The sequence below is a fragment of the Candidatus Accumulibacter sp. ACC003 genome (assembly GCF_907163085.1).
In the GTDB taxonomy this organism is placed as follows: Bacteria; Pseudomonadota; Gammaproteobacteria; order Burkholderiales; family Rhodocyclaceae; genus Accumulibacter.
Genome location: NZ_CAJQTX010000011.1, coordinates 283,754 through 297,385, shown reverse-complemented (window position 1 = coordinate 297,385; position 13,632 = coordinate 283,754). Strand labels below are relative to the sequence as shown.

The window sequence follows — 13,632 nt, the reverse complement described above, 5'->3', positions numbered from 1 at the left end:
GGTCTCCCGCGGTGTTTTTGCCTCTTCGCTCTCAACAAGCGCAAAACACTCGCATCTCGGCCTCCCACAAGATAGCAGAGAACGGCACTCCAAGGCATCACCGTTGTCGACGCCGACGGCGCCAGCCAGAGCGAAGCGCTCGCCGTCAGCTTCAGCGGCCTGCCGGCGGGCGCCCGTTACGACGCCGACAGCCGGCGCCTGACCTGGACCCCCGGCCCGGGGCAGATCGGCGACTTCACGCTGACCGCTTGGGTCAGCGACGGCCGCGCCGAAAATGGCACGGCGTCGGCGACCTTCACCTTGCGCGTCGTCGCCGACGCCGCCGCCAACGCCCCGAAAATCGTCGTGTCGACGACGCCGAGCACGCCGCTGCTGCCCGGCCAGAGCGTCCTGGCGAGCGTTCGCGCCGACGCCTGGAGCGGCATCGCGCGCATCGCCGTCGAGCTGCGCGATGGCCAGGACGGCGACTGGCAAAGCCTGGCGCTCGACGCCGCCGGCCGTGTCAAGCTGCTGGCGACGCGTCCCGGCCTGCTCGAGTTGCGCGTCACCGCCACCGACCGCGACGGCTTCGTCGCCACCCGCCTCCATACGCTGCGCGTCAAGGACTCAACAGACAACAGCGCGCCACAACTGGCGTGGAGCGGCGCGCTCGCCGGCAGCAACGCCGCCAGCCAGCCGCGAACGCTACGCGCCAGCACGGCCATCGCCGCGCAGCTGTACGAAGCGCAATTACTGGGCTGGCAGCTGCAGATCAGCGCCGCCGGCAGCGACGCCTGGCAGACGCTGGCCGAGGCCGACGTGCCGGCCAGCGCGGTCGCGCAAACGCTGGCGCTGGCCGACGTCGATCCGCGTCGCTTCGACAACGGCACCTACCAGTTGCGTCTGAGCGCCTGGGACCTCGCCGGACGCCGCAGCGAAATTGCCAGTACGATCATCATCGACAGCGCCGACAAGACCTTTGCCAGCGCGCTGCAGATCGACGCCACGCTGACGCTCGCCGGCCACACGCTGGCGCTGGCCCGCCAGTGGCACGACACGGGTAGTGGTCAGCAAAACGGCAGCACCGTCGCCGACTTTGGCAACTGGACGCTGCCGCTGCTCGCCAGCCACCTCGCCAGCGACCAGCCGGCGACGCTGGACAATGGCGCGACGGCGCCGTGGTCCGACGGCGCCCGCGTCTGGTTGAGCGTCGCCGCCGACATCGGCGACGCCAGCGCCGGTCTGAAGTACCTGTCGTTCACGCTGCACGCCGCCAGCGAACGACTTGGCCAGGAAGCGGCCGCACCGCTGCTCTGGCATCCGCAGTTCGCTGCCGACCAGGGCTGGACGCTGCAGGCCTACGCCGACGCCGATCGCGCCAGCCTGAGCAACGACCCTGCACCAGCGGCGGCCGACAATCTCCAGCGCCAGGGCGATCGCCTTTACGAACAGCTCAGCGGCCTGCCGTGGGTGCCAACGGCTTACACCTTGACCTCTCCCGACGGCAGCCGCTACACGCTCGACGCACAGGGAACGATAAACAGCGTGCGTTTCGCCGACGGCCGGATGTGCGTGGTGTCGGACGCCGGCATTGCCGCAGTCGGCGGCGACGTCAGCGAACGCATCGACTTCCAGCGCGACAGCGCCGGCCGCATCCTGCGGATCACTTTCCCAATTGGGCCCGGCGGCAACGACGCCAGCACGCTGTCGTACCGCTACGACAGCGCCGGCCGGCTGATCGTGGTCCGCCGACTCGACGACGCCGATCTCGGAACACCGATCGCCTACGACGCCGCCGGCCAGCCGCTAAGCGACGCGCTGACCGCCAATCTCGGCGCGATCGCGAGCTGGAACGAGGGTAGCGACGGTGGCGGTGGTGGCGGCGCGACATGGAGCGGCACGCTGAGCGCCGACGCGTCGGTCAATATCGCCTTTACTGTCCGCGCCAGCGAGCTGGCGTCTACCGCCCACACGCCGGGATCGCCAGGCGCCGTAATCATCGCTCTCGAAACGACGCTGCCGCTCGACGGCGAGCTCGAAGTCGTCGGCGCGCAGCTGATCGGCACGGCGAGTGTCCATGGCCGCGTGACGCGCCTGCTGCGCGTCGGCGAAGCGGGCGTCAAACTCATTCGCCTGCGCGGCGTCGGCGATGCCGAACTGCGCCTCAGCGTCGCCGGCGACGTCAATCACGACGGCGTCGTCGACGGCATCGACAGCCAGGCGTGGCAGGAAGCCGAGGCCGCGCACGATGCGAACAACACTCTCGCCGACCTTGACGGTGACGGTGCGATCGACAGCCACGACCGCCAACTGCTCTACGCCAATAGCGGCTTCCGCGCCAACCAGGCGCCCGTCGCGACCGACAGCCGCGCGCCGATCACGACGCACGCCGGACTCGCCAGCCGCCGCGCGCTGAGCGGCATCGCCGAAGACCGCGAAGGCGACCCGATTTTTTGGCGCATCCTCGGCAGCACGCACGGCGACGCCCGCCTGGCCGCCGACGGCCAGACGCTGCTCTTCAGGCCGGCTGACGGCTACAGCGGCGAAGCGAACGTTACGCTGCAGGCCGACGACGGCTTCACCGCCGGCGCCGCGATCGAACTGACGATACGCGTCAGCGCTGCCAGCTTGCTGCAACTGCAGCTCGCGCTACTGCCAACGCTGGCCAGTGGCCAATTCACGAAGCTGCACGCCACCGCCGACTTCGCCGACGAGCTGGGCGTCGTCATCACCGACGACGCGTATCTGACGCTCAGCGCCGCCGACCTCGGCACGCTCGGCGCGACGGCGCCAATGCCGCTGCGCATCGACGATTCGCGCGACCTCGTCCACGCCACCGGCAGCGGTCCGGCGCTACTCATCGTCCAGCGCGTGCACGCCGACGGTCGCCTGATCCAGGCCGTCGCGGCAACGAACGTCCGCGCCGCGCCCCTGCCATTCGACGTCGCCGCCGATGACGAAAGCGACTACTCAAACTATGCCGACGAAGAAGCCGCGACCATCGAGCCCGACGTCTACCCCGGGACGCTAACGCTGACTCCCGGCGACTCGCGACAGTTAAAGGTGCACGTCCTCGACGCCTACAGCGATCAGCCGATCGACATCCACAACGCGCGCCAGACGGTCTTCGCCGGCACTCCGGAGGCGCTCGAAACCTACACCGACCCGGACACCGGCGAGGACTTCGAAGTGCTGATCCCGGCCGCGCCGGCGGTCTACAGCGGCACGCGTTATTTCGTCTCCGACGCCAGCGTCGCGACGGTCAGCGCCGACGGCCTGATCAGCGCCCTGCGCGCCGGCGAGGTGACACTGTCGATCGTCCATCTGGCGAGCGTCGTCGACGACTACGGCGAGCTCAGCCAACAAGCGATCGGCCAGACCAACATCCGGCTCAGCGTCCAGGCCGCGCAGTTCACCGACGACGACCCGTTGACCGCGACGCCCGCCGGGATCCAGATCGCCGCCGACCAGGGTGGCGTCGTCCAGGCGGCTTCCGGCGAAACGGTGATGATTGGTGCCGGCGCCTTGCCTGCGGACGCGCTAGTCAGCATCCGGCGGATCGAGCTGGCGAACATCGAAGCGGCGACCGGCCTCGCCGCACCAGCTCCGGCAATCGTGCAAGCTCTCGCCGCCTTCCACCTCGAGATCGGCGAAGAGAACAGCACCCTGCCCGTCCAGCTGGCGATCACGCTGCAGGACGACGCCGGCGTTCAGGTCGGCGACGAAGTCCTTTTCCTGCGGCGCGGTACGGCGCCCGACGTCAACGGCCAGCTGCACGACATCTGGTGGCTGGTCGACAACGGCTTCGTCGGCACCAACGCCGACGGCCAACTCGTCGCCCGCACCGCCAGCCCGCCGTATAGCGGCATCAGCGCCTCCGGCGATCTGCTGTGCGTCAAGAGCGCCATCAACAGCCAGACCGGCGCCGTCACTGTGCGCGGCTCGGCGATCAATGTTTTTGCGCTGATGATGGATTCGCTGGCCATATCGATGTCCGGCGGCCTGGCGGGCAACGGGCTGTCGGGAGCCAGCGCGGCCAGCGGGCTCATAGGCAGCCTCGCCGGGCTGTCCGATGTATTCGCCATTTGCGTAGACTCTGGCGGCGTGTACCAGGTCGTTCCGGTGCAGAAGACTATCGCCGACGGCGACCTGACGCTGACCATCGAATCAGCCAATGGCGCCTCGCCGAACGCCGACGATGCGTCGTCACCCCGGATCAGCGCGGTCCAGGTGCTCAGCTCGGGCAAGCTGCGGCTAACGCTCGAGCAGTTGCAGCCCAACACGGCCGCAGGAATGCCGGCGCAGCCGGTGGCACTCAGGGTGTGGATCTCACCAGATCGGCTGACCGTCGACCCGCTCGGCAAAGCCAGCTCTGAGAGCTGGAAAGACGAACAGGGCGCGCGGCACGACGGCCTGCGCGTGTGGCAGAAGCTGCTCGATCTCGAAGCAGTTGCCGCCGGCGCGAGCAGCGCAACGCTCGACCTCGACCTTCCCAAGAACATCGCGCTGGGCGTGCATACGCTGACCGTCCAGCGCCTGCTGCAAACGCTGGATCCGGCCGTTCCCGGAGCGATGCGTTGGCTGGCCGACGGCGACGCCGCCCGCGTCACGATCGAAGGCCAAAGCGTCTTCAGCGTCGTCACGCAAGACCACGTCATCCGGATCTTCAGAGGCGGCGCGGTCGTCAAGGAAATCGAATACCCGAGTCGCGACGGCCGTGCCGGGGTCGTCAACGGCAGCAAGACCGACCAGATTGCCTTCAGCCTCGATAACCGCTTAATGTACGTCGCCGGAATGGGCGGCGACATTCACGTCATCGATACCGCGACGATGCAGCTCGCGGCGACCTTCAGCGTCGGCACCGCCAACGTCAGCAGCCTCGCCGTCTCCGGGCAATCGCTGTACGTCGCCGAAGGCGGCTATTACGACGCGCGTGGCGCTTATCGCCTGTTGCGCGTGAACATTGACGAAACCGCCAGCAACTTCCTGGCCATCGAGCAAATCGACCTGCCGGCGGCGGTCAGTGGGCAAAACGCGCCCTACGGCTATATCGACCTGGCGGTCAGCCACGGCGTCCACTCCTACCTGGCGGTCACCGCCAGCCAGAGGGATCTCGGCGTTTCGGCGGAACGTGCTCAACCCGACGGCGGCAAGGTCTTCATCGTCGACCTCGACCGACTCCTTGAAAAGCACGGACGTCTCGCTGTCAGCGGCGCCGATGCTTTCGTGTTGGTAGACATCCCGACGCCGCAGGGTCAGGGGCCGCAGTTCATTTCTTCTGCCGGCATCAAGGGCAACGCGCTGCGCCTGCTGCTGAGCAACGCCCTCGACCGTAACGCGGGACTGGCGACGGTGAGCGTCGGGCTGAGCGATAGCGGCGCGCTCGATGGAACGACAACGTTCCGACAGCTCGTGCTGTCGGCTATGCTGCCCGGCCTGAGCCACCTCGACGCCAGCTACCAGTTGAACATCCAGCGCGCGCAATCGCCGGCGTTGGTCGTTTCCCGAAACGGCATCGACTACGCGCTGGTCGCCGACTACTTTTTCGACTTCGTCGATCCACTCTACGCCCTCGACGACCCGCAGAACGGCGTCCGACAAATGGGCGGCAAGATCGGCGTCGTCAAGGACCCCTTCGGCGCCAGTCCCGAATACCTCGGTGCGACGTCGCCAATCATCGACGCCAACATCTCTCGTCTGCAGGTCAGCGACGCCGGCCAGACGCTGTGGGCCGACATCCGCTACTGGCCGACGATTGGCGAACCACCGTCGGCGAGCGGCCTACTGGTCTGGGATCTGGAACAGCTGCTTGCCGCCGCCGAAAGAAATTCGCTCGCCAGGCACGCGTCGCCACGGCCGCTGCCGATCGATCGCGAACGCATCGACGGCGTCACGACGCAAGTCGTCACGCCGAGTAAATTCGACCTCGCCAGTAGCCAGAAACTGACTTCCGGCTGGATATTCGGGATCGCCGCCAGCGCATTGCTGAAACCCGATGCCGTCGAGTTCACGGCGCCGGTCGACGGCGGCCTCTTCCTCAAGACCGGCATCGAGCCCGACGCAGACCACAAAGTCCCCGAATTGAACTACGGCGACATCGCCCGCGTGGACCTCTTCAAGCTCATCCGCGACCAATACGCCAGCACCCTCGCCAACGTCAAGGACGCCGACCTCGGCGTCACCTGGGACAACATCGAGGTCAGCGGCGCGGCGCAAGTCGTCAAGGACGCCACTGGATTCCTGCTGACCGCCGAACGCCAGGACGGCTTCGCTTCGGTCGCCGCGGCGACCGAGAAAACGTACAAGGGCCTGCAGGCGGTCAACACCGACCAGGGCAAGAAGACGCTGCGCAACAGCGGCGTCATCTTTCTGGCGCCGATCGTCGATGTTGATCAGCTGCGCATGGGCAAGAACCTGCCCTCGGGCGATATCACGATTACGCTCAAGGGCTTCGACCAGGACGACCCGGAAAAGCGCCTGCTGCTGAAACTGCGCGTCGTCGACTACCAGAAAGCGCCCGAGACGGTCTTGTTTGGCGATCGGCCGCTGAACAACCCGGGGTATCACGCGTTCGAGCCCGCTGGCCCCGTCAATGCAGCGAAAGACGGCCAGAACAGCCTGCTCGACGTGTGGCGGACAGAGCAAAGGTTGAAGTACCTTGGCTTCGGCCTATCCCCGATCAACCAGAAGGGCGAAATCACGGTCAACGGCAGCATCGACGACGCGGAACGCATCGCCTTGCGACAATTTGCCCAGATCGTCGAAGGCGAGACCGACTACAAGGACACCGTGACCAAAGAGGTCAAGGTCAAAGGTAAAATGAAGCCCGTCACCGAGCGACTTCCGCCTGTCATCCTGTCACCCGACGACCTGGCCTGGCTGAGCGCCTACAACGCGCCGCATTGGCTGAACTTCTTCCCATCAGGGAGGCAGCAACTCGTCGGCTGGGTGGACAAAACCGATCAGAAAAAGCCAACCGAGGCCATGGGTACCAGTTGGGTGTTTGACCTGATGCTCGCCGCTCAAGCCACCGCGACCGCGCAAGCCAGGCCGCATTCGCTGTGGTTCAACGGAACTGGCTCCCTCGGAGCCATGCTAAACCTGGGAATCAACGAGGAGTACGTATCCAAGCCCAACCGAACTCGTGTTGACGACCGAGACATCGTCACCGGCCTTACGACAAACATCCCTCCGTCCGTAATCGCAAGCGCTGGGAAAAGCGCTTATCAAAACAAGATTTGGGATTATAACAACGCCTTAGCCTTGTCCAACCTACTGCGAAATCCAAACTTGAATAATTACAACGCTGTCACAAAGACTGCTGGAACAGTCTTAGCGAACGCTCGCGGCGATAACCGCCAAGACCAGGCCCTCCGTGACTTTTTTGCCGTTTATTCATCAACACTGGCAGATGATGTCGCAGCAAACGGCTCTTGGGAAGAGATTGGAACGAGCGTACAATCAGGAACAAGCGCCGCCGAGAAGAAGCGCATTCAATACGCCCTATTCGGAAATGGCACACAAGACAAAGGTCTTATAGCCGCTGCCGATGTGAGACTAGGTGGTCTGGGCCTGAATATTGGCGCAAAACTCGACCAAGCCGCGTTGGGCAAAGGCACTATTAGTGGCATAGCCCCAGCGTTGATAGAGTACGCCTGGAACGAATTCAGTATCAACACGCCGCAGCGCATTGCAGCCTTCCTGGCACAGTCAAAACAGGAAACCAGCTTTACCACTTTGCGCGAGGACCTAAGGCATAGAAATGCTACAAGGGTGAGCCGATTATTTACTGCGTCATTCACATACAGCGCAGCCGAGGGTGCCGTTAATGATAAGTATCGCGAAAAAGGGCGGAACGCTGACGAAAATGCCAAGGCCTACATCGACGACAACCTCCCCGCGGCAGGAAGCAGCCAGGATGCGTGGATCAACTACGAGAAGGCCTTTGCCAATCGCGTCTACTCTACGGACTACGGAAATGGTGCTTCAGGGTATACTAGGGATAGTAAAAAAATATGGGACTACATCGGGCGAGGACTCATCCAACTGACCGGATCTGATGTCTATGATGGCTTCATCGAGTTTTTGGAAAACAAACCCAAGATTGATTTACCGTCAAGCACGTCCGTGGCCAAAAACCATGAATTGATTGCTAGCAACATTGGCGTTGCAGCTTATTCAGCCGGGTGGTATTGGAATAAAAGAAATATAAATAACAAAGCAGATTCAGTAGGATTGTTCGGCGCCTATAGCGAAGCAAAATATCTCGAAGTCACCAAAGCCGTTAACGGAGCAGGCCAAGCGGGTGCGAAGGACAGATGGAAATACTTCAACGAGTTTAGCAACAAGGCATATGCGGAAGGTAATCCTTATGAAAGCATGCGTTCGGCGCTCGACAGATTAGGACTCGTAGCCAGCAATGCACGTGGCTACGAGGACTACATCGGCATTATTCTGAACAAACGCACGCTGACGCAAATTGAAAATGGAAGCGCCCGACGCCTTGTGGCACCTGACGATTTGAAATCGAACTTGCCGTCCGAGCCCATCATCAATAGAACAAGGTTTTTCGAGCAATCGACGACCACACTCTCGGATCACGAAGGGGGGAGCAAAATGATCTACCTGCCGCCTGTCGACCTAGCATTTAGTATCTACGCTGACGCGCAGGCCGTACAACAAAGGCATGCTGGCTCCACGAATTTTCAAGGGGACGACGAGGCCGATATTCGTGCCACTTATGGTCTATGTAGATTTATGCCATCAACCCGAGCTGCATGGGATCACGCGCGACACGGCAGCGTATTCTACGAACTCGATATTAGCACAGCAGCAAGTGACATTGGTCTTTTCGACCACCCGAGCCGACCCGACCTGAATATCTATAAAAATGCATTTGCCGTTGTTAAGTCACCCAAGCACGGCAAGCTGGTTGAGTATAAGGCCCACAAGACCATCAACGACTTGCGATACGAACCTGACAGAAACTATGTCGGCGTAGACGAGGTTACTGTTGTTGTTACGGGGGTTGACCAGCGAACCAAGGACTCAGTTGAATTAGAACTACGGTATCACCTGAAGGTCACGAGAGAGAGCTACGAGGACTACCTTACTCTGGGCGAAAAAATCGGCCGTAAGTACTGCCCCAAGCTGTACTGGCCAATTTCTGTTGTCGAATCCTCGGCTGCATCGCAAAGGAATAGCGCTGAGACCATCGTCCGCTTTACGGACCTCCCTTCTGCGGCAGTGGGCTACACCGCCGTTGAGTCCCAAAACGCCACCATCACCCTCTCCCCCACCGCCGCGGGTTACGGTTGGTTCATCGACCTCACGCCGACCGACAACGCCGAATTCCTCCCCACCAGCGACCCGCTGGAGTGGATCGCCAGGCCCGGGTCGGAAGCCGACGGCCGGATGGACATGCTTACCGTCCTGTTGCACGAATACGGCCATGTCGTTGGTCTGGAGCACAGCGCCAACAGTCACGACCTGATGGCGTCGACGCTGCTTCCCGGCGTCCGTCGTCTGCCGTCTGCCGGCGAAGCCGCTGCTCTGGGTGGCCTGCTCCTCGGCACCGGATCGGTGCCGCTCCCTTACGACCCGTCGACGCCGCCCGGCGCGCCGCTGCCGCTGAGCCGTTCTCTGGCTAGCGTGCGCAGCAGCCGCCTCCGCCAATCGGATCCGACGCCCTGGAGGAGCGACGACGAGCGTTCGGGCGTCGCTCAATTCGACATCGCCGCCAATCTCACACTGGAGAACGCAAGCTTCAGCGACGGCAGCGGCTGGTCGACCACCGGCGACGTGCGCTTTGCCCAGGGCAGCGCGACGCTCAAGGAAAGTGCAGCGACGCAGACCCGCCTCAACCAGGCTTTCGTCGTCGGCGCCCACGACCGCTTGCTGTCCTTCACCTTGAGCGGCATCGCCCTCGACGACACCAACGCCGCCCCCGACGACGCTTTCGAGGTCGCGCTGATCGATGCCAATAGCGGCCTGTCGCTATTCGCCTCGACCGGCCTGGCCGGCAGCGACGCGATCCTCAATATGCAGGCCGATGGCCGCGCCTACCTCGCCGACGACGTGACGATGACCAGCCACCCGGATGGCAGCCGCTCGATCGTCGTCGACCTCGCCGGGATCGCCGCCGGCACGGTCGTCAACCTCGTTTTCGACCTGATCGGCTTTGGCCGCGGCGCCGCGGCGAGCAGCAGCCAGGTCACGATCACTCAGCTGCAGCTCGCCAGCACCGTGCTCGAAGCGCACGACGACAACGCCAGCACCGCTGAAGATACGGCGCTGACGCTCGATGTCGTGAGCAACGACGTCGGCGCCGATCGGCCCGGCGTTTGGCCCGTGGTGGTCGATGGCCCGGCGCACGGCGAGCTGACGGTCGACGCCGACGGCCGCTTCAGCTACCGTCCGCACGCCAACTGGTATGGCGACGATCGCTTCACGTATCGCTTGCGCGGCGACGGCGTCGAGTCCGCCGTCGCCACCGTCAGCGTGACCGTCACGCCGGTCAACGACGCGCCGACCATCGTCGCGCGCAGTGTCGCGCTCGACGAAGACAGCGAGGTCGTGCTCGACCTTCTCGCCGACGCCAGCGACGTCGACGGCGACGCCTTGCAGTTTGTCACCGAGAGCCCCCAGCACGGCACACTGAGCGGCTGGGCCGACGGCACGATCAGCTACCGCCCGGCGCCAGACTTCAATGGCCAGGACAGCTTTGTCTGGCGTGTCAGTGACGGCGAGCTGAGCACCGAGAGCGTGCTGCGGATCACGGTCAAGGCGGTGAACGATGCCCCGGTCGCTGCCGACGATGACGCGACGCTGGCCGAAGACGACCGCATCGTCCTTGATCTGCTCGCCAACGATGACGACGTCGACGGCGACGCGCTGAGCGTTCTCGTCGTCAGCCCGGCGGCGCACGGCACACTGACGCGAGACGACGAGCAGCGCTTGATCTACACGCCGGACGCCAACTGGAGCGGCGAAGACACCTTCACTTACCTCGCCGACGATGGCCAGGCACGCTCGGCGGTGGCCACCGTACGGCTCGTCGTCACGCCGCTGGCCGACGCGCCGAAGCTGTCGGTCGCCGAGGCCGCGGCACGCGAGGTCTTTCGCACCGGCTGGGAGAGCATCGGCAACGCCTGGCCGGGTGCGACATTCGTCAAGGCGGGCGAACTCGAGGGCTGGCGGCTGCTCGGCGAGCCGAGTGCCAGTGCCGCCAGCGGCATCAAGGCCTGGCACACCGGCAACCTTATTGCCGATGCCACTGGCCGGCCGCGAGCGATCGCCGCGGCGCCTGGCAATGGTTTCTACTGGTTGCAACTGACCTACGCCGGCGGTAGCCGCTACCCGACGCAGGCCATCGAGCGCAAGCTCGAAACCGTCGCTGGCGCGCGCTACACGCTGTCTTTCGACCTGGCTGGCGTGCCCGGCTACGGCGCCGAGCAGGCGCGCGTCGGGATCATGGTCGATGGGCAGCCGATCGCTTCCGTCGCCAGCCCCAGCCCGATCGAGGGGCTTGCCTGGCAGACCTATAGCGTTCAGTTCATCGCTAGCGGCGGCACGCAGACGCTGCGCATCGCCGCCGAGGCGACGCCCAGGCCGATCAGGGACAGCGGCCTGATGATCGACGACATCGCGCTCAGCGAAACGCTGCCGACCGCCAGCGGCGACGAAGACACCGCTATCCGCCTGCCGGCGATCGACGCCGCGCTGCTCGATACCGACGGCTCGGAGACGCTGGCGATTGTCATCAGCGGTCTGCCGGCGGGTGCCACGCTGAGCGATGGAAGCAAGCGCTTCACCGCCACCGGCGACGCCGCCGATGAGCACCATGGGGAGGGCAGCGGCCGCGTCGATATCAGCGGCTGGAATCTCGAGCAACTGTACTTCACGCCGCCCCCCGACGCGCACGGCCGCTTCGTGCTGACGGTGCTCGCCACGACGACCGAGCAGGCCAATCAGGCGCACGCCAGCCGCCGCGCCGAGCAAACGGTCACCGTCTGGCCGGTCAACGACGCGCCACTGGCGCGCGATGCGCACTTGACGCTGCCGCAGGGGAGCCGCGTTGACATCGATCTGGCGGCACTGGTCGGCGACGTCGACGGCGACACGCTAAGCTGGCGGCTCGGCGCGGCCGCGCACGGAAGCGTCGCGCGCAACTCCGAAGGGACCTGGACCTACGTCCCGCAGGCGCGCTTCAGCGGCAGCGACCGCTTCACTTTCACGGTCTCCGACGGCACGCTGACGGCGACGGCAAGCGTCTATCTGACGATCACGCCGGCCAAGCACCCGCCGCAGTGGCAGACGACGCCGCCGACTTCGTTCGATGTGCACGACGGCCTGCCAGCGAGCGTTTTCACGGTCGCCGGCACGGCCGGTACGGCCACCACGCTTTCCTTCAGCTGGACGATTCGCCGCGCCGCGTACGCCAACGAAATCGGCGTGTACCGGGTCGACGACGCCGACGGCCGCATCGGCAATCGGCTTCCGGGCGATGCCGGCTATGCCGCCGCGGCGCTCGCCGATAGCCGCGCCACGCTCGTCTTCGCCAGCGACGCCAGGCCGGGCGAGCAGGCCGCGCTGGTTCTTCCCAGCGGGCAGTACGTCGCTTTCTACCTCGTCCAGGACGCCAGCCGGACGCAATGGCAAAACCACAATGCGGCCAACGCGATCGGCCGGGGTCCGCTGGCCTTCTTCTCGATCCAGGCTGCTAATCCCGATCGCTCCGACCACCTGCGCGTCAGGCTGCAGCCAGACGGCAGCCTGACTCTGGCCTGGGAAGACCTGCTCTTTGGCGGTGCAGGCGATTTCGACGACGCGCTGATCAAGGGCCGGGGCTTGACGCTGGCGTCACGGCCCTTCGTCTACCGGGCGCGCGCCGGCGATGAAGACGGTGATGCGCTGACTTACCGCCTGCTCGACGCTCCAGCCGGCGCGCGCGTCGATGCGGCCAGCGGCGTGCTCGCCTGGGCTGCGCCCCAGGCCGGCAGCCATACCTTCCGACTCGAGGCCGACGACGGCCACGGTGGCCGCGTCGAGCAGCGTTTTACGGTGCGCTTCGCGCCCGCCAGCGGCATCTGCCAGGTCGCCAGCGGCGCAGGTGCCGCCGCTGCACTCGCCGCTCGCCAGGCGAGCGACTTACGCCACATCGAGAACAAGCACGGCGGGCAGAGCGCACCGCCGGCGAAGATCGACTGGAGCGGTGCCAAACCGGCATGTTTCAGCGGCCCTGTCGTCTCGCCAAGCAAGTGGCTGGCCGAGTTCCTCGGCGGCCACAGCAAGAACAGGAAGCCCGCCGAACTGCCCAGCTGGCAGATCAGGATCGACCGCTGATGCAATGCGCGAGGCGAGTGCTCGCGGCATGCTCCAGCGCTCGTGACCTTGATGACCGTCGCTGGCGCTGTGTATCGGCACGTCATGAGCGTTCCCTAGCGCTGGCGTTACGTCATCCATGCCAACCGCCGGCGCCTGGCCAGTCGTAGCACAAGCGTACCCGAGCAGCTGTGCGTCGAACTCCTGCGCCTGGCCGCGCGCAGCAACCGGTCGGAGAGCATGCTTCACGGCCGAAAGCGGATCGCGCCGTTTGACGATGCTTGCTCGACCAGCTATGGTCGACGGCTTCAAGTTCTGTCACGGTGGCGA

1 protein-coding gene is annotated in these 13,632 nt (G+C 64.9%); it reads left to right on the top strand.

Translation table 11 applies throughout. From position 1 onward, the window contains the following. Positions 1-300: 300 nt before the first annotated feature. Positions 301-13,323, top strand: a complete 13,023-nt coding sequence (locus tag QZ656_RS23205; RefSeq protein ID WP_291995607.1) for a tandem-95 repeat protein — start codon at positions 301-303, stop codon at positions 13,321-13,323. Positions 13,324-13,632: the final 309 nt, after the last annotated feature.